We start from the raw sequence: 22,414 nt of genomic DNA on the forward strand, positions 1-22,414 counted from the left end.
CCACGAAGACAGTAAACCTTGCTATTCCTGTTGGCGCGTAAACGCTGGAAGGAATAGTCATTTCGACGGTGCTCAGCAGGTTTAGTCGTTATGTTTGATGTCTGTGGATGAAGCGAACGAACAGAAGAGAGTGGAAAGCAAAAAAGCAGACGTCGCTGAACGTCTGCTTTTCTTAAAATTGGCTCCTCTGACTGGGATCGCCTTAGCCAATAACTGGCTAATAAGTAAGCTAGACCTGAATTTCCTTTCTGTCAAGACCGCTAAAATGACCACCCATCCTTGCCGTTTTACTTAAAGCAGGCTTATACGCTTCGCTTCATGTGTAGATTGTTCTTTGGTGAACTCTACATATGAAGGATGGGAAGCTAGAGTGAGCATCAAAAAGTCCGCTCTGTGCCAGGAGCGGACCTTAGGCTCCAGTAATTTGGTTAGCACAACCCCTTTGATAAACATACAGCTGCAGTATTGCTTTTATAAGGAGCGTAGTTTCAATAGGACACCCCAAACGTTAGTCGGGAAAAGCCGACTGAAAAAAAACTTATGTGGACAAATAGTGTCCATTTAATGCCATTTTGAGGGTATTCTTAAACGTGCATAATGTTCTGATTTATCTTACACAGAGCCTTATCATGTGAAGCCATTCCGATGTACGTCAAACCATGATTACAAGAGAAATTATGACACCGCCAACCAAAATTGATACATCAAGTCTACTTACCATACTGGGCGTTATTGCTGCTGTATGGGCCCTTATTACGCCAAACGCTCGACTACGTTTAAGGTTCTGCCTAGCGTGGTGGGATTGGGTAATTGTTGGTTTTGCATTCTTACTAAGCAATTATTTGGTGTTTGCACCGGCTTTAAAATCGCTAGACTTATATTTTAGCTTTGGCCCCTGGAAATGGGGATTAGATAGTTCAAGTGCCGTATACCTGATATCACTCGCAGTTGCTATTTACATTTTATTTCGCTTAAAAAATCCTAAACTCTCAATTGGAAGAACAGGGATCTTTCTAGAGTTAGTGGAGAATTTGCACCTTACTAAACGATACGACGATCTGGCACAATTGTTGGCACCTCAACTAGAAAAATTAATATCAATAATTGATAGACCTGTGAAGAATCGACTTTGTGATAAGATAGCTAACAATCTCCGCATCTCTAATCGCGAGACAGCTGCTGAATATGCACATGAAGCATTGTTAAGTATTGTCTCATCACCTGAACTTACCAATCACTTTGCACTTGCGCACCCATCCCTCTGCCTTGAGTTAATCAAGATCGAGCCAATAGTTCGTTCTGACTTTACTTCTAATTTTATCAGTGCATTACTTAGTTCACCTAACAGTCGTCTATATGTTGAGCTTAAAAATAATCTTAACGTTAGTCGAGGACATCGTTTATTGATTCCAAAAAACAACCGTATATTACATTTTTTCTTTTCCAATGCTAAGTTTGCAGCTGATTCAGCAATATACCGTGATATCGGTGACTATCTCTACTGGAGGTTAGATGAAGATGAAAAAATCATTGCTGCACTTAATAAGTCTTTAGGTTCCTATTACGATGTTTCAAAGTATAAATGTCCTATTTACTCAGGGGTCACGCTGTTTGAAATCATGGTTCATGAAGGTATTCACCAGGGTCTTCAGGATCATTTATGGTTGCATTACTATTCATATTTTGCAAGGAAAATTATAAAGAATATGAATAGGCAATCGGATGAATATAGTGGTGAATGGGAAACACCTTTTCACTTCCTTCTCTGTCACTTATTTAGCATCGCTACAGATTGGGCAGAACAATGCGAATGGATAGATGAAAAGGAGATTCCTCAAGAAAATAAAGAAACAGATAATTTCGATCTTCATTATATTTCAAAAGAGGCTACCAAATTACTTGGTGCTATGCTGCAGTTGGTTATGCCTAATAAAAAACTCACCTTGAAATCTAGAAAATGTATTCTTGATATAGTTATATCTTGTTATATTAGATTGAAAAGGAATAAAAAATCAAAAGACGTCGCTGAGTCATTATTAATTTTCACCACTAGAGGCGAAGGTAATTCGGCACCGCCGCATTATCGTAGAGAACTTCTAGAAATATTCAATAGCCTTGATGATTATCGATTAAGAACTGATGCCCCAGAATTCCGAGCAGCTATAGAGTCTGCTATTCAAGCAAGGCCGAATTAGGTAAATTAACCACCTGCATAGCGGGTGGTTTAGACATAGACCTCTAAGTATGCCTGAAAGCAGAGGTAACTCTAAGTGTCGATGTCTAGGTGTTGATCAGCTGTAATCTGGTCTAGCTTAAAATTTTCTCAACATAAACAAGTAGTATTTCAAATATTGAACCATACTGACTCTCCCACTTTTTATAAGATTATGGAAATTTTTTGTACCCGTAAGTTCGATAATTAGTGTTGTTCTCATCAGTCGTTATGAAAAATTTTGAACTTCCGCTCCTCGCTCATAGCGGACCTGAGGACCAACTGGTAGGTCCGCTTCGTGCCAGAAGCTGAAGTAGCTAACAGCACTTAGTGTTGATCAACGGGGAGCTGATCAATTGAATAGGCTAATTTAATTGAGAGCTAGTGTGACTATGAGGAGACACACTCATTAGCGATGAGCGTGTTCCCATATTAATGATCAGATTATGATAGCGCAGCTTGTTGATAAAGAGGCATGATTTCTTGATAAACCTGATTGTAAAGCTCTGATTTTAGCAGACTGTATTTTTCAGTCATAATAAGTGTTTTAAACTGATTCGTTTCTCTTTCAAATGAAACTGAGCCGATAATTAGTTGACTATTAGTTGATAAACCATCAATGCATAAATCGAATAACTTTTTCGTTGTGCGCGGATCTGGATCTTGCTGTTTAGGCGAGTCAATTACTACTGGAAGCATAGGGCTTGTAGATTTATCTTCTATTGTTTTGAGAAGAGCATAGTGATAAGCCAATATTGATCTTGGAGCACGGCTACCTGTTTCGCTCTTGGAAATCGGACCATATTGAAGAATAGTTCCAACTTTAGGATCTTTGATACCTAACTCAGTTTGTGCAAACTTCAGTGACTCTTTAAACTTATCATTGATTTCTTTTGCTCGGTTTTTATCTTCGAACTTTACTATTTCTTTTGAAAGCTGAGTTCTAGCAACATCCAATTCACCAATCTTTAGCAGTAATTCATTAATTTGCTCATCGAAAGTTACCTCAACCTGCTTACTTGCTTGAGACTTAATAACGTCTTGAAGAGACAATTGCTCTTTAACTTCCTGAAGCATGTCTTTGAGTTCTGAGCTTAGGCTTTTAGCATTTTTCAAATCTTCTTTGATTTTAGTGATTTGATCATCATATACAGATTTTTCCTCATACAACTTTGGTATGATTTGCAATAGCTTTTCTTTGTTCTCAAGTACTACATATTTCGCTTCTAAGCTTGCTGATGGTAGCAAAGAATCTATATCATTTTCATCGAGCTGTCTTTTTGACTCCTCGATTTCTGCTACTAATTCATCTCGTAGAGATAAGACTTTTATTAGCTTAATTCTGTATTCTGTCTCTTCTTGATGTAGGTCTTGGCACTTACGAAGGAAACGCTCCAGCAGCTCTTCATAATATTTTACATCCACATCGAAAAGTACTCTTCCAAATGACTCTTCAAATCGCTTCTTAGCTCTCTTTAAAGCTTTTAACGTCGTTCGGATTTCAACAAGATCGATATCAATTAAATTAATCTTTCCTTGTAAAGTGTAATACTCCTTTGGTTTTACACCAGCATGAAAATTCAAGATATTGTTTTGCCAGTCCTTATACATTGCCAAACTGCTGAATGAATCTAAAACTTTCCCCCAACCGTTATCTTGATCAATATAGTAAGGGAGATAAAGACTTGCTGGTTGTGCTTGTCCCTGAACCAAATTACTTTTAGTCACAAGCTCCAAATTGAAATCAAAGATATCACGTACAGTTAATGCAATCTCTGTACGAGAGCTAGAGGTCACTAAGTGATGCTCTTGTCCTTCTGTTATATCGAAAATGGAAATACGTTTTTCGTGGCGAAGAAACGCATAGTCACGATTACTGACACAAATAACAACTTTTGAAACAAAGTTGTCTTCTTTCCACTTTTTATCCAGCCGAACATCGGCACCTAATGTATGATATAAACTCTTAATAAAACTAGATTTACCTGTGTCGTTCTCACCTGTGATGATATTGATATCAGGTGAGAACTTGAAAGAGAATCCTTTCTTATCGCGAAGGGATAGTATGTGAGCACTTTTAAAGTATATGCTTTTCATTATTCACCTCCCTCAAATAGTTTCTGGATTATTGAGTAAATAACGATACATTCTTTCTTCCCTGACTTTAAAGTCAATGCGTAATCTGTACAAAGTGCATCAATTTTGTGCATGGTCTCAGTTAAGTATAGTTTCAAATCCGAGTGAACACTCGCCTCATCGTAAAGGCTAATTGCATATTCTAGATATACAGTCGAAGGATTTTTTGTTTTTTGGTTAAGGTCGATGCAAACTTGTGAGAATATGGCTTGCAGGATAATGAGCTGAAGCGATGTTTTGCCAAGATCATTGAATAGAGGACTAGCTTTGTCCCAATCAGGCTTTAAACTATTACTTACATTCAAGGAATCAAGCACACCGTTCAATGCTTCTGATGAGAAACCTTTTCGTGAGATAAGTTCAGGAAAATTAATAATATCTGCGGATTTTACCTTGGATTTTTCTCGACACGCCTGTTCAAGCAAAGATGCTAATGCATTGATACTCAGGCTAATGCTATCGCCAAACTTCTTGCTAAGGAAATCGCATAGCTTACCTTTTAGATGCGTAATGTGGTCATCTAGGCTTAATGAGGATTGAACGAATCGCATTACAGAAAGATCGATACTAGAGTCATCAAGCTTTACTTGATCTTTGATTGCTTTCTTAAAGCTCGTCTGATACTCCACTTTGACTTCATTTGCACCAAAACAAGACTTACCACCGTTTTCCTCACATAGATTGAAAGAAGCATTAGTAACAAAAAGGAGCTTAGGTGAATATACGGCGAAATTCTTATGATGAATAAATAACTTACCGATGATAGATACGGGTTTCTTCTTGGTGCTATTACTCAGAGTGGATGCAGTCCAGTGTTTCTCTCTTGTTTTTACTTGAGCAAATGTTAGTTGTGTTGGAGAAACTTCGTCATCAAGAATAAGAACATCATCATGATATTCGAAGATAAACACATAGTTCTTTTCATCTAGTTCATATTCCAGCATTTGAGATAAAGCCCAGCAAGTTTGATAGTCAAACCCACGTTGAGCAATCTCACCGCCTCTTTCAGACTGCGGAATACTAACCAAAGTTTCAGCTAAACCCATATACTCCCTTATGTCTAGTTCAATGGACTCGCGTAATAACGTCATTAATCCGATTGAATACAAATAGTAGCATTAGCACGAACTATTGGGTAACACATTCTGATAGTTAAGAATATGTGAGTTGCAACATCGAAACAGGGAAGCCAAGTAAGCGACTTTGTCCATAGCGGAAGTCGCAGTGACCTGCTCCCCGTTGATTCATACAGAATACTGTTGGCCATATCCGCTGCGTGCCAGAAACGGATGTTTGCAACATCTACAAAGTCAGGGGCTAATCAGACCAAGGAGGAAGCCTCATAGGATTTCGATCTCGCTATCTTGGAGCCAGCCAGCAGCAACCACGTTTCGCTTGACCAGTGCCGGCTGAGGTGTGTATACGACAATCGCTAAGCTATTTTCAGCACGACTACACGTTACGTAGAGAAGCCTGCGAGTACGAGCCAGTGCGTGATCCTTGCCATCACGCTCATTGTCTCGATCAGTTTTTGTTGGTTCTTTCACACCCAGCAATTTGTCGTAGCTGAACAAAAAACCGTCTGCCTCATCATCGTTGATGACAACCATAACTCGCGGGTACTCGAGTCCCTTTACACCTTGGTGCGTACCATAGGGTGAAAGGCCATCTGTATAAGTCGCAAAAGCTGCCAGCTCCGAAAATGGGCGCTCAAGAAATAGCTGATAGGCGTAATTGGTTATCGCGTTCGTATCTTCAAGATCGGGCGCCTCACCAGGAGATCCCAACACCATTGCCTCAACCAGATTTTCTGGGACATCAAGCAGTTGAGTTTGCAACAGAAGCGTTGCGACTTCGCTCAGTGTTGGATCGTTTCTTTCGAAAAGAGAGAGCAGGGCGTGCGTAGCGTCTTCTACACGCTGCATGTGGGCCGATTGATCCACTGTTGATTGCATAGAATCCTTGCTGAGCAAGGAGGAGCGAGAGCGTACTGCTTCAAGCAGAAGGAAATGATCGTCCTTTGCGGTAAGGATGGGAAGAACGCCTTCGCTGAAAACGCGAAGTGCGGGCAGGGTTCCATCCAACAAGCCTGTTTGAAGGTGCTCAACCGCGTAGAGGGGCGTGAAAAGCTTCTCGAACCCCATCCGCCGTCCAGCCATCTTGTGTTCGAGAATCAAGGTCTTTCGGCCTTCAGGGCCGGTAGCCCATTCTCCGTCGTCGGTGATTGCAGCCATTGAATGAGCTATGCCTTCCTCAAGATTTGGTGCCTGATCTTGGTTTTGACTAATGCAGTACATGCGCACTACACCTTGAATGGCATCAGGCTTTGGGGTCTGCTGATGATTGTCTACGGTGCTTCGAATCACGTTGATAAGGTCTACCACTCTACGAGGACAGCGGCAATTAACGACCTTTTCAGGTTTCCGCCAGTCACCTGGTATTGCTTTATCAAGGTGCGTTACTCCATGGCCGTAAATTTGTTGCATGGTGTCGCCGAGTAGCCCCAGGCAGAAGCGTGTCTGCGCCAATTGCTGGACTTTCAGAAAAGCCTCCATTACTGGCGCGTGGGTGTCTTGGCTTTCGTCGATCAATACAACTGGGTAGCGGTCTACTAGAACATCTAACAAAGGGCGCTTGGGAGCGAATGCTGCGGTCAACTTGATGACCTCATCGTGATTGAGTGCTTGTCGTTCTCTGTTGTTACTTGTAGGGCTATAGATGAACTTGGTAATCTCGTCGAGAGTCTCAAGTCTGCGTATTTTGCTTTGTAGCTTCCGTCGGTTTGCTCGAGATGTTTTATTGTCGCCTCTCGAGCGTGCTAGCTCGCCCTCTATCTTCTCAATGTCCAGGGCAAGTTTGATCCTTAGCCACTCTCTGATCTCGTTGTCGAATCCTTGGATTAGGCGCCAGGCGAACGCGTGAATGGTTGAGACTTCCACGAGTGGATCAAACTCTAGCCTTCGAAGAATCTCCTCGCAGGCTGCGTTTGTATAGGTAATCACCGCAATGCGCCGCCCTTCGAACGTCAGGCGTTCTCGCTCGCGACTTTTGAGTTCGCGGATAGCCTCGACGAGTGAGTGGGTTTTTCCTGACCCCGCACCTGCGTAAAGAAAAAAACTTTTTGGATCTGCCAGATTCAGGCAAGCCTGCATAATGGTGTCGGCATCGGCGACAACTGCTTCGTTCATGACGTCACCTCTGCGCCCTCGGGCGGAATTACCAGAAGCTCTTTTTGCTTGCTTCGCAATTTGGACTCAAGCCAGTTGAGGCCTTCAAGGATGTACTCAGGAATTTCGAGGCTGGGAAAGTTTTTGTCGCCCAAAACGAGCAACACAAACTCTGCTTTCTTTCCTTCGCGTAATTCGTTGAAAAACCCTTCCCCTATGGCTTCTGATGTTTGCGCCTCATTCAAAACTTTTATGAAAGCCTTCATCAGACCAGTACCGTTTGTCTTTTCCGCAAAGTAACCAGCGTTGCTAAGCACAAAGCTGTCTTCAAAGGTATTTGGAAGAGCTTGTATTGCTTCACCAGTAGCGGGCAGATGGGTGGAAATAGGAGTTTGATAGGCGATGCGTACCGAGTACAGGTCGTCGATTTTGTGCTCTTTTTGGTTCGCTGGTAACTCAAGCAGTTCATCCACTGTGCTGCCCAGATGCATCAGTTTCATCCAGCTCCGCAATGTCGGATTGTTCGTAATCTGATCTGAATTTCTTTGCACCGGTTTTGCAGCTTTATTAAGCCCTGCATCGAGGTCTGTAATAACTAGGGTGAGGATGCCAAGGGCGTCAATTAAAGGCCTTAATCGGTGTGCGTGACTGCCACCGATATCGAGGGTTGTGATGTAGCAGCGGTCAAGGAATGGAAACTTATTTCGCAAAAAATGCGGCAGCATCATTCGCTCTGCTGAACCCTCTACCAAGATGACGGCATCGGCGAAGAATATGTCTGCATGCTGTGCCCGCAGATACCTAGTTACGAATTCCTTCGTCTTTGTTCCCTCGCCGAACACGTTAGAGAGATTAGAAACCGTCGACACCGGTACACCGATACCATACATTCCGGCTGGAAGTCGCCTGAAATACCTAAGGTTCTGGTACTCCACTTCATGTGTTACATGGCTGGAGTGAGTGCTTACCAAAAGCTGAGTCTTCAGATTTGGGTAGCGTTCAAGCAAAGCGTCTCGGCATAGAACTTGATAGGCGTGCCGCACGAACACTTGCTGCACTTGAACATGAAGGTGGGCTTCAGGTTCTTCAATGAGCACGAGGTGGATGGGCTCGACACGGTCTATTACTTCCGTGCTGGCGGCTCTGGTTTTTCTCAGCCACTCGTCCCTGAAGCCCATCAGCCGGAAAATCATAGATATCAGGTTTTGATATCCCAACCCATTAGCGGTCTCTGGTAAATGAAGAGGAGGGGCTCCTGGAGTACCCTGGATTGAATCCAACTCAAAAAGGACGGCCGCTTCATGGTTCATGCCGTCAGTTGTTGCTAGGCGACTTGCGACTTTGATGCGTGGATCATTACGGCCGGGGTAGCCCAATCCCTCGACCTCTCTAATAGCAGGTTCGAAGCTGCTACCTAGCTTCGTATCGAATGCCGACTGGGCTGCTTCTATCGCCCGCAACGCTTCGAGGTCTGAAACATCTGGGCTGTCACCTGGGTCAAGGTGTCGGGAGTAATAAGATCTGAGTTGTTCCGAGAGTTTTTGAGCGCCGCTAGGTCTAGTGTGCTCTCCTTGTTTGTCGTCCGAATGGTCGCCGAATCCCCGCTGTGCATTGATTTCATGTACTCGAATTAATCCACTGAGAGGATTGCTTTCCAAGGGCTGGGCAGTAGGGCTCAATTGCTGCATTTGCGCCATTCTAGTCGACTTGTCAGGCTTTTTAAGTTGTTGCGGATCTAGGCGGTACCAACGTATTTTGAATTTATCTCCCAGCCGACGGCTCAGGTAATCATGTAGGCTCTGCGGCCATAGCTTCAGCGGCCTACCGGGTGGATCTTCCTTCTCTAGAGCACCCTCAAGCTCTACAACCCTCATGCGCTCCTTACGATAGTCCGTGTACAGCGTATTCATATCATCAGGTTCAAGCAGAAAACGCATTCCCACTAGCCCCCCGCGCCACGCAAAGTTGGGTATGAGATCCCGGATGTAGTGGAACTCCCCTTGATCTGCCGACACCCAGATATCCAGACCAGGGAGCCAGTCAGCCCAGTCCTTGGCTGTAGGTATTTCAAAGTTTTCCGGCGCGTTCTCCCACACTTTACCAATCTCATCCAGCTTGGCGAGATGGCAAAGAGTCAGATCCTGGAGCCGAAAAGCTGAAGCCTTAGAAACCAAAAATCTCCGAAGTGCCAGCATGGCAGAGGATTTGCCGCTGTTGTTTGCACCTACAAGCAGCGTGGTCTCATTAGCGAAGTCAATTCGCACAGAAAGTAGTTTTCGGAAATTAGATATCTCTATGTGCTGGATGTACATGGGCCGTCCTTGAAAGCCTGAGTAATATCAATTTGCCATCAATAATATATGTTGTCGTCTATAGCAATCAAAAGAGATTAAAATGGAGACACTGCTCTAAACGTCAGCACCTCGCTCGCAGCGGCGCTTTAGTGCTATGCCCCGTCCAGGATATGCCAAATTGGACGTATAACGGTTCAAGAAAGGTGCCCATGTCTTTGTTGGTTGGGAGCCAATAGAAAATAACCCTGCAACTACGCCTTCCATCTCTGCATGTGATCCTGGACATAATATTGGGGGGCGGTGATGCGGAATCTCACTCTCTGAATGTTAACGTAGATGACATCATTCGATTTAAATCAGAGCATTAATGATGATGGTATACTCAGGACCTGAAGGAGTTCTTTAGATTTTTTTAGTAAACATGACACTCATTACTTCTGGTGAAAATCGGAATCTGATTGCGTAGGATAATTACATCCAGGAATCGGGCTAGCATTACAGCCCCCTAAGAGTGTTGTTTGCAACGGTTCATGTTTGTCTGAGTAACTATATTCCTGAATGTGTTGCTCCGAATTTACGGATTGCCTTGTAGAAAACGGCTGTTCTGGCGGTGTGCTTTGGATGGCGTACACCTGAGATGCACAGAGCCACAGGAAGGGCAGTAGGGTGCAGCGGGTGAGTACATTCATATATTCTCCAGACAAAAGTTACGTTCATTCTATGATATGCCTGATTGACTCAATAAAGCTTTAACGAAGAACGGTATATATAAGGCTAGGTATAGATCTCAACATACCGATAATCACCGGGAAATATTGTGCTCAGATTTTTCGTTAATGCTCATGGTCAGGTAACAAGGGGCGCTGCAGTAATGACTTATGAACCTAATAAAAAAATTTCGGCACGACACTTTATCTTTTTATTCATAATAAAATCTCCATTTTTTGTGTTAATTACCCTCCGGATGTTTCGGACATTGGATGCCCGTAACACCCGGGGGCTGCGGGTGCGGGCGGCAAAGAGCCCGTGAAGATGCCCGGAATGAATGACAAACCCCCTCAGGAATGAAGAAAATACATAATCAATGCGGGGTACGCCGCTTTGTTGACCACTTTTACTGAAGTACTTTTCTATCTCAGAAGTAGGTTGTCCAGAAAGAGGAAACTGGCATCGCCAGTACCAATGCAGGAAGCATACTGGCTACCGGGAAGACCTTGATACCGGAAATACGCAGGCCAGTCGCCACCATTAGAACGCCACCCACAGCTGAAAAGTCGGCCTGCATAGCAGGCGTGGTCAGGGGTAATATATGTATCGCGCTGTATGCGAGAGCTAACTGGATGATAAGCTGGGGGACAGCGACTAATGCCACGGCGTAACCAAGGGTTGTGGCAAAAATGAGGGCTGTCAGCAAATCCAGGAACGCTTTCGCGATAAGGATACTCGAGTCCCCGGTCATGCCTTCGTGCATCGCACCAAAAATACCGGTGCCACTGGCACAAAAAAGGACGATGATCGCTACATAGTTTTGTAAAAACTGAGCCTGTGAGTCTTTGTCTCCGGGATCGCTTTTCACGACGAGCTCCACCAACCCACGGGCTTTTCCGCCCAGGTGGCTTATCCCTTTTTCCAGATAGCAGAGTTCGCCCACCAGTGTGCCGAGAAGGACCGAGAGAACCATGACGGGCATATGGCTGACACTTGTCACCAGGACGATCCCCATACACAGGGAGGCCGCACCAAAAATGAGCGGCATTGAAGTACGTAACCTTTCAGGTAGACGTGAGCTAATGATGGCGCCTGCCATCCCGCCGATCACGACGGCAGAGCCGTTAAACCATGGGCCTGTAATCATAGCGATTTACTCCTGTTATTCAGGTTGGGCGTTTCACCCCAGCGCGGCAATGTGTCGCAATCAAGGTCGAGTAAACTCAGCGCCCGCGCAACACTATGGGCGATGATGTTCTCAGTACTGGCAGGGCGTGCATACCAGGCAGGCACGGGGGGAAAAATGATGCCACCGGTTTCGCTGACCTGAAGCATGTTACGAAGGTGCCCGGCATGCAGCGGCGTTTCCCGGACCATCAGAACCAGCCCCCGGCGCTCTTTCAGGGTCACATCGGCTGCCCGCACCAGCAAATTACTGGTAAAGCCTGCCGCAACAGCGGCGAGGGTGTTCATCGAGCAGGGGGCAATCAACATCCCGGATACCCTGAACGAACCGCTGGCGATGTCGGCTGCAATATCATCAAAGGGATAAATTACATCAGCCAGCCCATGAACGTCGTCTTCTGACAGAGTGGTTTCCAGACTGCGGGTCAGATGAGCGGCAGGAGAAATCACAACGTGACTTTCCACGTGAAGTTGTCGCAGATAATGCAGGGCCTGCACTCCATATAAAAAACCGGATGCACCACTGATCCCAATGATGACGCGCTTGCGAGGAGCACATTCAGATGTCGACATTATGGCGTCCTCAGTACTTGAAGTTATCCGGGAGGAAACGACTGATCTCGACCTCCATGAATTCGCAGCGGCGAAACTGGCCTTTCATCGTGAACGGAACGGTACAGTCGAAAATGGTTTTACAGGCGATCCCATGGTCGCGGACGGAGTAGCTAAAAGCCGGGTCAGAGGACGGATCGAGGGGATGGCACCTTACACCGGGTATGAACACCGTGCTGATATCCCCCTGATAGCGTGTCGTCATTGCCCATATCACGTCATTGAGATCGAAAATATCCACATCGTCATCAACCAGAATCACATGCTTGAGTTCCGAGAATGCAGAGAAGGCCAGAAGAGCCGCCTGACGCTGACGACCTTCATCGTTTGCCAGACGTTTTTTAACCTGTAATACAGCAAGATATTTTCCGGTACCGGGTGACGGGCAGTGAACATTCTGCACAAAGCCGGGAAGGGCGCGCTCTACTAGTTGCAGAATACTGGCCTCGGTGGGGATCCCCGCCATATTGGTATGCTCGTCACTTGGACCAATGCAGGTCTGCAGAATGGGGTGACGGCGATGGGTGATAGCTTTCACTTTAATCACTGGCACCATTTGCTGTGCCTGTCCGGTATAGCCGGGGAATTCCGGCATGGCTTTCCCACTGTTGGTATTTTGATCTTCCCTGACCCGATAGTTAGGAATGAGTTCCCCCTCGATAACGACTTCGGCGTTCGCAATGGCCCGGGCATTCACGGTCAGACACTGGCACAGCTCGACAGGCTGTTTGCGCAAGCTCCCTGCCACTGACAGTTCGTCAAAACCAAGTGGAGTTGTGGGCGGTTCGAAGCAGGCACCGATTTCAATGGCTGGGTCAACACCAATGCTGATCGAGATGGGAAGTGGGGCCCCATCTTCCTCTGCCTTCTGACGGAACACATCCAGATGCCGACCGGGAACGAAGTACATGGATATTTCATCCCTGTTTTGCACGCACAGGCGGTGAATAGTGATGTCATGATCGCCGGTATGTGGATCGGCGGCGTAGCACATACCGAGAGTGAAGTAAGGACCGGCATCCTCCGGCGTATTCGTGGGTGCAGGCAGGATGTTGAGGATACTGAAATCCGGATCGGATGCCAGATGGACTACTTCCTGACAGACGGCATTTTCCTGCGGAATAACGACAGGACTTATCGGGGTGCTTACCGCGTCTTTCAGTAAAAAGGCCAGCTTATCGGGTGTGGTATCCAGTAGCCGGGCCACGCGTTTTCGCGAGGCGAGAAGGCCTATCAGCACTCGCATATCGGTATAGCCTTTAATCCGGTTAAAAAGCATGGCTGGACCGATACGGGTCGGACGCATGACAGTACCGTGCGCACCAATGTAGCGGTACACACCCGACAGTTCTGCACTTGGATCAACGGGTTCATCGGTTTCGATAAGCTCATCATCAAACTTGTGCAGTACGGCCAGCGCACTGCGCAGGTCAGTCACTTTTTGTGTTTGAGACATTACGTTTTCCTCAGTAAGTCGCCGGGAGACAGCCTGCCCGGCGTGCTTTTATCTTCATCCTGCAGGCAATAACAGGACGAGCCGTTACATCACTGACAGTATGTGAGGCAACATAAATCCCCGTCTAATCACATTAACGACGTTTTTAATGTGGGATTGTTATCGAAAATAGTGATTGGAGGAACGTGTGGACTATCGGTATTTGCATGCATTTGTGGTGCTTGCCAGAGAACTGCATTTTGGAAAAGCCGCACTGCGGCTCAACATCACGCAGCCAGCCTTAAGCCGTCAGATTAGAGTGCTGGAAGATCAGCTTGGCATGGTGCTATTTACGCGTGATCGTCGTCATGTGGCGCTGACTGTGGAAGGAACTCAGCTTGCAGCGGAGGCGCGGAGCGCCGTCAGTCATTACGAAAAAATGCTGAGCCGTGCGAGTAGCCTCCGAAAAGGCTATAAAGGACAACTCATACTGGGTTATGTCGGATCTTCCATTCTTGATCCCGCCCTGACACGGTTAATCACCTGTTTTCGCGAGACTAAACCGGATGTTGAGATTGTTATTGAGGAGCACAACGTTGACGAACAGCTCACCCTCCTGCTCGACCATCAACTGGATATGGGGCTGCTACGATCGCCTGTTCCGCATTTTGCCAACCTGGACTACGTGGATATCGCCACCAGGTCACTCATCGCCGCAGTACCGCACACGCATCCGCAGGCAGGTGCCGGTAAAATAGAGCTGGAGACGTTGTCCGGGGATACATTTATGATCCAGAAAGATCCGCCCGGGATCGGGCTAGGCTGGTCTGCATTACATGCCTGTGAGATGGCCAGGTTTGTCCCGCCAAAAATCTATTTTACTCGCGATGTTGCGGTGGCTATTGGCATGGTGTCGATGGGAATAGGAGTTACGCTGGTGCCAGAAACCCAGCGTTCTGTAACGTTGCCTAATGTCTGCTATTGCCTGCTGCACGGTCCCGAGGCCACAACGACCCTAACGCTTTGCTGGCCGAAATTCAGGAAAAGCAGGGAACTGATCGAGTTTGTCCGCTCTTTAACGCTTGGTTGAATCTTAAGAAATACCCTGCTTCATATCTAAATAGCTGCAGTTGAGTCATAGCCAGCTATCAAAATCGAGAAGATAAAACCGGGGAGAGGTGCCGCAGTTTCTGCCCCAGATCCCATCTTCAGGAAGATGTGTTTCAGGAATGCATTCGTGATGCTAGGGATACCGGCAGGACGATTTTCTCATCGGGTAATTCTGCGGTATCGGAACAGTTGACGACGGCAGGGTGGTGAATGGGAACCTCAGGATGAAACGCTCGGGCAAGAGGGATGGACTGTGCTGAAGAGAACACTGACAGAGCGAGCATGATGCTTGCAAAAAGGGGACTCTGGATAATCATTGTTTATCTCCTGATGATATTCATCGCTCCAGAGAATACGCTTGTCACTCTTTTTATTTGTTTTCCTGAATTAAAATTGCCCGGTTTTATGTGGTTCTTCCGTAAACGTTATTATATTAATTAACATCAAGTTTCTATCTCCGAATTGAGGTTAAAAATAATTGCCTTGGTTTTTATCATACAAATTAACCGGCAGCTCAGATCTGAATTAATACCTGTAAATTCAAACCCCAACCCCCAACCCCCAACTCCTATTTCACCACTGGCGAGTAAGGGGCTCTATACCCGTCTATGCAGGGAAAGTTAATTCTCCCGCGTGATTTCCGTTCATGTATCTGCTTCCGGTTAATCGTTTCCCAGCACAACCCGTCCCGCAAGGGTAAATGGCACGCATGCTGCGCCCTTGCGGGATGGAACGATGCAAGGAAAGCGAACCGTCAGGCGATACGAAGACGAAAATCACACCACTGACGGAGAAAAAACATGACTATTTCCCTTCATACCCAGATAAGTGCCCCTAACACGACAGCGGCGACCAGCGTATCCTCGCTGGATCTGTCAGGCTCCTCAAAAACGAAACGTTCAACAGCCAGAACCGATATTTATCAGACTGTTACCGACAGCATAATTTCGGCGCTGGAAACCGGAGTTAAACCTTGGGTGTGTCCTTGGCAGCGAACTCCCGGTATGTCCGGTTTACCGTCGAATTACGCCACCGGTACGGCTTACAGCGGAATGAATATCATGTTGCTTTGGTGCAGCGCGTCAAAACAGGGATTCTGTGATTCACGCTGGATGACCTACAAACAGGCAAAAGCGGTGGGTGGGCAGGTGCGCAAGGGAGAGCACGGCACTACCGCGATTTTCTATACCACGCTGGAAAAGGAAAATGATAACGGAGAAACTGACTATATTCCGATGCTGAAAACATTCACTGTGTTTAATGTTGAACAAATTGACGGTTTGCCCCTGAGTGATGATGCCATTTTTCCGGCAGAGACCTTTGAGCCATTACCACGTGCAGAAGCACTTTTTCATAGTAGCGGTGCAACCATTATTGAAAAAGGACAGAATGCTTTTTTTACACCATCAACCGACGAAATCCGCTTACCGGAACGGTATCTTTTTGCCGATGCTGCCAATTTCTATGCAACCGGCCTGCATGAGCTCGTTCACTGGAGTGGGGCAAAAAGTCGGCTGAACCGTGAAATGAAAGGGAAATTTGGCAGCGAGGGCTATGCGTTTGAAGAGTTGATCGCTGAGCTGGGGAGCGCATTCCTGATGGCGGATCTAGGGATAGTTGGAGAAGTTCAACATGAAAGTTATATCGCTTCCTGGCTTAAGGCACTGAGGAACGACAAACGCTATATTTTCAGGGCCGCCAGCGCGGCATCGAAAGCACATCGCTATTTGATGGATTAAAGCTGAGTGGCAAAAGCCGTAAAGGAATGCGGCTTTGCGAGCTGGGGTGCTAAACCAGTAAAGGTTTAGTTAGTAATATTGGTGAAGCAGAGCGAGCACCAAACAGTCATGTTCCTGTAGTGGAATTAAGACAATCCAAAGAAGGAACTTATGTACGGTTACTGTAACATATCAACGGATATGTTGTATTATTGTTTCCATAGGAAAAATCTGCTTTAAAGCGGTTGCTGATAGTGATTATTCGTATTGGAAGGTAATGGAAATGTGCGAAAGGATGTTTGAAAAAGAACTTTATTCTGAATGGGTTATACGCAACAGCCTATACTGGATGACTCCACTTACTCAATGGAAACTCCGTGAGGATCCATCCTACTGGACAATCTCTTTTGAAAGCGATAGCCCCGAATGCCTCTATGAATTCCAGAGGCTGCTGAATGATTACACTTTGCGAGAAAAACTAGAGCATAAAACAGGGGCGTTGAGAGATTCTATTGTCCATAAAGTGCTTCGCAGTGTCGATGAAAGGCTTTCTTAATGGAATTGATGCCTTTCAATTTTGACAGATTGCCCAATGGACACGTGTTTTTAAGCAATCTCGCTGGGTTTCATCACTTCATTGATGAGAAAGGCCTGCTTGATCTGGCTGATGAGCAAATAAGTGCGGAACAATCAAACGTCCTAGAAAGTAAGCTTTTCATAACCAATGAAAGCTCATCTGCCACAACCCCCTATGCTTTAAGTGCTGCTTTTGCAAAACGATTGATGAATGAACTGGCAGTCAGGCCAATTTTCATGATTGTGCCCACATTACGTTGCGACCATACTTGCAAGTATTGTCAGGTCAGTAGAGCTTCCGTAAACGCCTCTGGTTATGATCTAAATCCTAATCTCATCCCAGACATCATTTCTACTATCAAAAAACTCTCGACGCCACCTTACAAGATAGAGATACAGGGTGGAGAGCCACTCTTGCGGTTCGATTTAATCCAGTCTATCTATGAGCAATGCGCTGAAACTCTGGGACGCAACGATTTTGAGATGGTGATAGCATCAAGCCTGTCTGTCTTGAATGAGGATATGCTTGAATGGTCGAGAGACAGGAACATAACGTTCTCTGTTTCGCTTGATGGTGAGGAAGTTATTCACAACAGTAATCGAATTCTTGGTCATGGGCTTGCTTACAGTAGAACAGTATCAGGAGTAGAGGCTATCAAACGGTCTTTAGGCGCTGGTCGCGTTGCAACGGTTACTACAGTTACTAAAGATCTTATCAGGCATCCTGAATCGATTGTCCAGGCTCACTTGTCTCTTGGCCTCAAGGACATGTTTATCCGACCTGTTAGTCCCTATGGGTTTGCACAAAAAGCATCGTTCACCTTTTCTATGGACGAATACTTAAGTTTCTATGCCTCGTTGATAGATGAAATCCTTAAGATCAACATTGAAGGGATAAGGGTTGTGGAACATTCGGCCTCCATTCATCTGAAAAGGATCTTCAATCCCGGTTTTAGTGGTTATGCGGATTTGAAGTCGCCAAGTGGGGTCGTGCTTAACAGTATTCTTTTCAATTATGACGGTCGAGTATATGGTAGCGATGAGAGCCGTATGTTGCAGAAGGTGAATCCTGAAACGGAGTTCAGTGCAGGTGAGGTTAAGACGCTATCATTTTCCAAGAGTCCTTACTATAACGCAGTATTGAGTTCATCGTTCAATTTTGCTCTGCCAGGTTGTGATACATGCGCGTATCAACCATTTTGCGGTGCAGACCCATGCCAGAACATAAGTGTACAAGGTGAGCCTGTCGGTGATAGGAGTCGGTCGACGTTTTGTCAGTATCACAAGGGGATGTTCAGGTATCTGATGAACTCCATCTCAGAAGGTGGTCCGAAGGCTGAGATGCTAAAAGGATGGGCATATGTCTGAGGTTATCAGGAACGATATCTTTCATTTTGCTTCAAAAAAGAATGTGCCCACGGGGTTCTATCGGTTATGCAAACAAAAACCAGTGAACCCTTTATTCTTTTTGCCCAATTTACTGGTTGTTGCTGAAGGCAATAATGATGCCATTCAACCATGCTTTGATTACTCTGTTATTAGCACTGAATTATTTGAGTCAATTGAAGATGGAGATATTGGGATAATCAACAATGGCAATATGATACGCGTTATTCTGTCCCGCAGAGCCAATCATAATACTGTATTAGTTACGGAACGCTGCAATAACCTGTGCCTGTTTTGTTCCCAGCCACCAAAGAAAGCAAATGATGATTGGCTGCTTACCCAATCAGCCCTTGCTATAGCTTCATTTGGTTTGAATGGAGTTGTTGGGGTCAGCGGTGGTGAACCTCTGCTGTATGGAGATGATTTCCTACATTTCATTGATTTTATCATCGAGAACTCACCAGATACTGCTTTGCATGTTTTAACAAACGGACGCAAATTTTCTGATACGAACTTTACTCAGGAAATGGCAAAGCGAAGCAAAAAGATAAAAATCACCTTTGGTATCCCGCTCTACTCATCAAGACCACTTGTGCATGACCATCTTGTAGGGAGTTATGGCGCATTTAATGAAACGGTTAAGGGGTTAATTAATGCAGGAAACTCAGGGATTAATATCGAACTTAGAGTTATTCCGACACTGGCTAACTATACAGAATTGGATGATATTGTAGAGTTCGTTGGCCGTGTGTTCTCCAACATCAATCAGATTTCCCTTATGGGGTTGGAATCTATCGGTTGGGCACGAAAGAACTGGTCAACAATCTTCATTGAGCACAGCAGTTATAGTGAGAAAATAACCTCCGCCATAGACGTTGCACACAGGTCAGGCATACCTCTAACAATTTTTAATTATCCTTTGTGTCATCTTCCTGAAAGAGCTTGGGAGCTTGCTGCTCAGTCGATCTCTGATTGGAAAAATTACTATCCGAAAGAATGTGATGAATGCACTCAGAAGTCTTCCTGTGCTGGTTATTTCAGCTCCTCAACAGGCCGTTTTCATCAACCACCGAGACCAATTTTATGAAAAAATTTAATTTCGCTGCTTTACTTCCGGGATTTTTGGCACTCAATAATTCTGTATGGGCAAGTGATTCATCTACCGGAGCGAGTGATTTGCCAGGTATGACTCTTAATGAACATGATTTAGTGATAGCCCCACTTAACACCGAAGTTCCATTCTATATTGCAGGGCATCGCAGTCATAGCTCCCATCGGAGCCATAGTTCTCACAGATCATCATCAGGTGGCGGGTACTATGGTGGAAGTACACCCTATTATCCTAAAACATACAGCTCACCAAGCTCATCTGGCTCTTCAAGTTCAGGTACAAGTTCCTCATCGTCCTCTTCCTCTGTGCGTGCACTTCGCTCTAACGACAATAACATAACCACGACCACCAATTCTGTTGGAACTTCAGAAGTTAACCGTGCAAGTAATGGGCTGACTTCTGGTGCAGAGAAACGTAAGCGTTTGATCATGCGTGTTCAATTCGCATTGCTGGACAAGGGATTTTACAACGGGAATATTGACGGCATAATGGGGCCATCTACAAGGCTGTCTGTGAAAAATTACCGCATTGCGAACGGATTACCAATTCCTGCAACTGAAACACTCGACACTCAATTATTGAATTCTTTAAATATTTTGGCTCGTTAAATCTCAGTGGGGCATAAAATGAAAAGTAATAGCTCGGCTTTACCGTTTTTGGCTCGATTCGCTACCGAGAGAACCGAGGGGGAAAACATTCCTGGTTGGTACTCGTATGAGCAAGACCTTTGGGTAGTTGAAGAGGATAGGATAGAAACCCCAATAATATCTAAATATACTCTTACACAGACAGTAACTAAAACTAAAGTAAGGCAAGAAAGCGATGATGATTCATCAATTTCTATGCTTGAGTTAACCACTAAAACAGAGGCGCAGCTTGAAAGGGATGATGCTGATTCAAGTATGAATCACCTATTAGAGTTAATGACGAAAACAGATACAATCCAAGAACGAGACGATGATAACTGGAATAAAGGAAATTTTCTGGAGTTATCTATTAAAACATTTGTTGCAGTAGAAAGAGATGAGGATTTCTCTATGCATACTTATGATCACCAAGGGGAAGGTGTAATTTAATGATATTATTAGTGACTAATAAGCGCGATATAACTATGGATTATATCGTAGTTGAGTTAAAGAAACGAGGTATCAAGTACTTCCGTCTTAATACAGAAGACTTGCCAAGATCATACAGTTCTATGTCAGATTCATCATTTATGGATTGGAGTATATCTATTAATGGAAACACGATAAAAGGTATCGATGTTAAAGCTGCCTACTTTCGTAGACCTGGGAATCCCGAAGTTCCTGCCTCTATAACTGATCCTAGTATTGCTGATTACATTCAGGGAGAATGGAATAGTTTCCTTAAGAGTCTTTATTCGCGACTTGATTCTTTTTGGTTTTGCTCGCCTGCTAATATAATTTTAGCTGAAGATAAACCAAAGCAACTGGTTGTCGCTAAACGTTTGGGTTTTAATGTTCCAGAGTCGATTGTCACTAATTCATTTGAAGAAATAAAAAGATCTAGCACTAGTTCTCAAATGATCGGCAAACCTTTACGACAAGCTCTATTTATAAGTGATGATACTGAAAGTATAATATTTACCAACAGGTTAGGTCAGCTAGATGAGGCCGATTCGAGTTCACTTTCTTTGGTACCTATTATAGTTCAGCATGAGATACTAAAAAAGTTTGATGTCAGAGTAACGGTAGTTGGAAAAAGAGTTTTTTCTGTGGCAATTTACTCCCAAAGTCATAAAGAAACTAAGGTAGACTGGCGCAAGGGTTCTCGAATTGACTTAAAACATAAATCTTTAGAGCTACCTCCGTCAGTGAGTTCTAAGTGCATAGATTTAGTCGAATCACTTAATCTTCGATTTGGGGCAATAGATTTGATTTGCGACGAAAATGATGTTTTTTGGTTTTTAGAAATTAATCCTAACGGTCAATGGGCATGGATAGAAAATCAGACGGGTCTTCCTATTGCTAGTTCTATAGTCGATGAACTGATGAGGATCGGTAGATATGAATTTTGAATACATCAGAGAATTCTTTTGGCCAGTTTTAGTTGAACTTAATCTTGAAGAAATAAGACAAGACCAAGAGAAGCTGGATAACGATATCTTAAATATTAAAAATACTGACTGGAATAATGAAAGTGAACTAGCCCTAGATGAGGCAAAAAAACTCAATGAATTAGAAAATCAAAGAAGATTAGGTGCAGAGAGTAAAGCTGCCATATATTTAACAGCAATCACTGCTCTTGCCCCTGTATTAGTCTCGTTAGTTCCCGGTATTATTAGTAGTGATAAAAATAATGCTTTTGTTAATTTTTTGTCATTCGCAATTTTTGTGTATGCACTTGCTAATTTGCTTAGAGCTGCATTATGGGCTTTTAATACCTTAAAAGTTTCTGCTTCCAATAGAATCGACACGATAGATTTAGTCAAAATTTGGGGAGGGGCTGGAGATGAATACAAAAAATATTTAATTGTTGAAAATCTTTGTGCTGTTAGAAAAAATAGAGACGGGGTTAATCGTAAGGTAACATGTATTAAAATGACGCATGAACTTATACTTAGAACATTTCTTGCGTTTGTTTTGCTCCTATTTTTACAAACTTCCATGGCTTTTATTCCTAATATTGACATTGCTAATCAGATATCTTCAACTACATGTAATGATAAACATGATATTATTCAACCTCCAGTTAATGTTTATAGAATAGAGTCAATTTGACCGATGCGAATCTAAATGCTGAA

General features: G+C 44.5%; 18 protein-coding genes. 10 read left to right on the top strand and 8 right to left on the bottom strand.

Annotated elements, in window-relative coordinates; translation table 11 throughout:
* Window positions 1-81: 81 nt before the first annotated feature.
* Entirely contained in the window at window positions 82-273 is a 192-nt protein-coding gene (locus tag ABLV78_RS08530) for a hypothetical protein (RefSeq protein ID WP_348865393.1), read from the bottom strand.
* A gap of 404 nt (window positions 274-677) precedes the next feature.
* On the opposite strand from ABLV78_RS08530, the gene ABLV78_RS08535 reads away from it, so the two are divergent.
* Entirely contained in the window at window positions 678-2,195 is a 1,518-nt protein-coding gene (locus ABLV78_RS08535; protein WP_206159656.1) for a hypothetical protein, read from the top strand.
* Window positions 2,196-2,656: 461 nt separating this feature from the next.
* Here ABLV78_RS08535 and ABLV78_RS08540 read toward each other — a convergent pair whose 3' ends face one another.
* The 7 genes from ABLV78_RS08540 to ABLV78_RS08570 form a co-directional block, all read right to left on the bottom strand.
* Window positions 2,657-4,309: a coiled-coil domain-containing protein gene (locus tag ABLV78_RS08540; RefSeq protein WP_206159655.1), complete on the bottom strand. Its 1,653-nt coding sequence runs from the start codon at window positions 4,307-4,309 to the stop codon at window positions 2,657-2,659.
* Window positions 4,309-5,394 (bottom strand): DUF4297 domain-containing protein, encoded by a 1,086-nt coding sequence (locus ABLV78_RS08545; RefSeq protein WP_241020893.1) that lies wholly within the window; start codon window positions 5,392-5,394, stop codon window positions 4,309-4,311. The genes ABLV78_RS08540 and ABLV78_RS08545 overlap by 1 nt, the downstream gene beginning before the upstream one ends.
* A 294-nt stretch (window positions 5,395-5,688) precedes the next feature.
* Entirely contained in the window at window positions 5,689-7,536 is a 1,848-nt protein-coding gene (locus ABLV78_RS08550) for a UvrD-helicase domain-containing protein (RefSeq protein WP_206159652.1), read from the bottom strand.
* The gene (locus ABLV78_RS08555; protein ID WP_206159650.1) at window positions 7,533-9,827 is read right to left on the bottom strand and encodes an AAA family ATPase; all 2,295 of its coding nucleotides are present in this window, start codon (window positions 9,825-9,827) and stop codon (window positions 7,533-7,535) included. The genes ABLV78_RS08550 and ABLV78_RS08555 overlap by 4 nt, the downstream gene beginning before the upstream one ends.
* Window positions 9,828-10,944: 1,117 nt before the next feature.
* Entirely contained in the window at window positions 10,945-11,664 is a 720-nt protein-coding gene (locus tag ABLV78_RS08560; RefSeq protein ID WP_206159648.1) for a DUF554 domain-containing protein, read from the bottom strand.
* Window positions 11,661-12,275 (bottom strand): UbiX family flavin prenyltransferase, encoded by a 615-nt coding sequence (locus ABLV78_RS08565; protein ID WP_277201530.1) that lies wholly within the window; start codon window positions 12,273-12,275, stop codon window positions 11,661-11,663. Before ABLV78_RS08565 ends, ABLV78_RS08560 begins: the two co-directional genes overlap by 4 nt.
* A gap of 10 nt (window positions 12,276-12,285) precedes the next feature.
* Complete coding sequence (locus tag ABLV78_RS08570; RefSeq protein WP_206159646.1) at window positions 12,286-13,770, bottom strand: UbiD family decarboxylase; 1,485 nt, start codon at window positions 13,768-13,770, stop codon at window positions 12,286-12,288.
* Window positions 13,771-13,957: 187 nt separating this feature from the next.
* On the opposite strand from ABLV78_RS08570, the gene ABLV78_RS08575 reads away from it, so the two are divergent.
* The 9 genes from ABLV78_RS08575 (at window position 13,958) to ABLV78_RS08615 (ending at window position 22,391) form a co-directional block, all read left to right on the top strand.
* Window positions 13,958-14,839, top strand: coding sequence for a LysR substrate-binding domain-containing protein (locus ABLV78_RS08575; protein ID WP_206159645.1), 882 nt, complete (start codon window positions 13,958-13,960; stop codon window positions 14,837-14,839).
* Window positions 14,840-15,659: 820 nt separating this feature from the next.
* Window positions 15,660-16,598 carry an ArdC family protein gene (locus ABLV78_RS08580; RefSeq protein WP_206159644.1) on the top strand — a complete coding sequence of 313 codons (939 nt, stop codon included), beginning with the start codon at window positions 15,660-15,662 and terminating at the stop codon, window positions 16,596-16,598.
* Between the two features lie 256 nt (window positions 16,599-16,854).
* Window positions 16,855-17,133, top strand: a complete 279-nt coding sequence (gene hxsD / locus ABLV78_RS08585; protein ID WP_370552109.1) for a His-Xaa-Ser system protein HxsD — start codon at window positions 16,855-16,857, stop codon at window positions 17,131-17,133.
* A complete protein-coding gene (gene hxsB, locus ABLV78_RS08590) occupies window positions 17,133-18,521 on the top strand; it encodes a His-Xaa-Ser system radical SAM maturase HxsB (RefSeq protein WP_206159643.1) in 1,389 nt (462 codons plus the stop codon). Before hxsD ends, hxsB begins: the two co-directional genes overlap by 1 nt.
* Window positions 18,514-19,626 (top strand): His-Xaa-Ser system radical SAM maturase HxsC, encoded by a 1,113-nt coding sequence (hxsC, locus tag ABLV78_RS08595; protein WP_206159642.1) that lies wholly within the window; start codon window positions 18,514-18,516, stop codon window positions 19,624-19,626. Before hxsB ends, hxsC begins: the two co-directional genes overlap by 8 nt.
* Entirely contained in the window at window positions 19,623-20,258 is a 636-nt protein-coding gene (gene hxsA, locus ABLV78_RS08600) for a His-Xaa-Ser repeat protein HxsA (protein ID WP_199962833.1), read from the top strand. Before hxsC ends, hxsA begins: the two co-directional genes overlap by 4 nt.
* An 18-nt stretch (window positions 20,259-20,276) precedes the next feature.
* Window positions 20,277-20,726: a hypothetical protein gene (locus ABLV78_RS08605; RefSeq protein ID WP_206159641.1), complete on the top strand. Its 450-nt coding sequence runs from the start codon at window positions 20,277-20,279 to the stop codon at window positions 20,724-20,726.
* Entirely contained in the window at window positions 20,726-21,688 is a 963-nt protein-coding gene (locus tag ABLV78_RS08610; RefSeq protein ID WP_206159640.1) for an MvdC/MvdD family ATP grasp protein, read from the top strand. The genes ABLV78_RS08605 and ABLV78_RS08610 overlap by 1 nt, the downstream gene beginning before the upstream one ends.
* Window positions 21,678-22,391 carry a hypothetical protein gene (locus ABLV78_RS08615; protein ID WP_206159639.1) on the top strand — a complete coding sequence of 238 codons (714 nt, stop codon included), beginning with the start codon at window positions 21,678-21,680 and terminating at the stop codon, window positions 22,389-22,391. Before ABLV78_RS08610 ends, ABLV78_RS08615 begins: the two co-directional genes overlap by 11 nt.
* Window positions 22,392-22,414 lie beyond the last annotated feature (23 nt).

It is taken from the genome of Klebsiella sp. CN_Kp075 (assembly GCF_040065055.2).
Taxonomy (GTDB): Bacteria; Pseudomonadota; Gammaproteobacteria; order Enterobacterales; family Enterobacteriaceae; genus Klebsiella; species Klebsiella aerogenes.

What these genes read in the sequence shown, in the direction of transcription:
- hxsB (WP_206159643.1), top strand. Translation starts at nt 17,133, where the DNA reads ATGGAATTGATGCCTTTCAATTTTGACAGATTGCCCAATGGACACGTG.
- ABLV78_RS08550 (WP_206159652.1), bottom strand. Translation starts at nt 7,536, where the DNA reads ATGAACGAAGCAGTTGTCGCCGATGCCGACACCATTATGCAGGCTTGC.
- ABLV78_RS08610 (WP_206159640.1), top strand. Translation starts at nt 20,726, where the DNA reads ATGATATTATTAGTGACTAATAAGCGCGATATAACTATGGATTATATC.
- ABLV78_RS08555 (WP_206159650.1), bottom strand. Translation starts at nt 9,827, where the DNA reads ATGTACATCCAGCACATAGAGATATCTAATTTCCGAAAACTACTTTCT.
- ABLV78_RS08570 (WP_206159646.1), bottom strand. Translation starts at nt 13,770, where the DNA reads ATGTCTCAAACACAAAAAGTGACTGACCTGCGCAGTGCGCTGGCCGTA.
- ABLV78_RS08580 (WP_206159644.1), top strand. Translation starts at nt 15,660, where the DNA reads ATGACTATTTCCCTTCATACCCAGATAAGTGCCCCTAACACGACAGCG.
- hxsA (WP_199962833.1), top strand. Translation starts at nt 19,623, where the DNA reads ATGAAAAAATTTAATTTCGCTGCTTTACTTCCGGGATTTTTGGCACTC.
- ABLV78_RS08545 (WP_241020893.1), bottom strand. Translation starts at nt 5,394, where the DNA reads ATGGGTTTAGCTGAAACTTTGGTTAGTATTCCGCAGTCTGAAAGAGGC.
- hxsD (WP_370552109.1), top strand. Translation starts at nt 16,855, where the DNA reads ATGGAAATGTGCGAAAGGATGTTTGAAAAAGAACTTTATTCTGAATGG.
- ABLV78_RS08535 (WP_206159656.1), top strand. Translation starts at nt 678, where the DNA reads ATGACACCGCCAACCAAAATTGATACATCAAGTCTACTTACCATACTG.
- ABLV78_RS08560 (WP_206159648.1), bottom strand. Translation starts at nt 11,664, where the DNA reads ATGATTACAGGCCCATGGTTTAACGGCTCTGCCGTCGTGATCGGCGGG.
- ABLV78_RS08540 (WP_206159655.1), bottom strand. Translation starts at nt 4,309, where the DNA reads ATGAAAAGCATATACTTTAAAAGTGCTCACATACTATCCCTTCGCGAT.
- ABLV78_RS08605 (WP_206159641.1), top strand. Translation starts at nt 20,277, where the DNA reads ATGAAAAGTAATAGCTCGGCTTTACCGTTTTTGGCTCGATTCGCTACC.
- ABLV78_RS08615 (WP_206159639.1), top strand. Translation starts at nt 21,678, where the DNA reads ATGAATTTTGAATACATCAGAGAATTCTTTTGGCCAGTTTTAGTTGAA.
- ABLV78_RS08565 (WP_277201530.1), bottom strand. Translation starts at nt 12,275, where the DNA reads ATGTCGACATCTGAATGTGCTCCTCGCAAGCGCGTCATCATTGGGATC.
- hxsC (WP_206159642.1), top strand. Translation starts at nt 18,514, where the DNA reads ATGTCTGAGGTTATCAGGAACGATATCTTTCATTTTGCTTCAAAAAAG.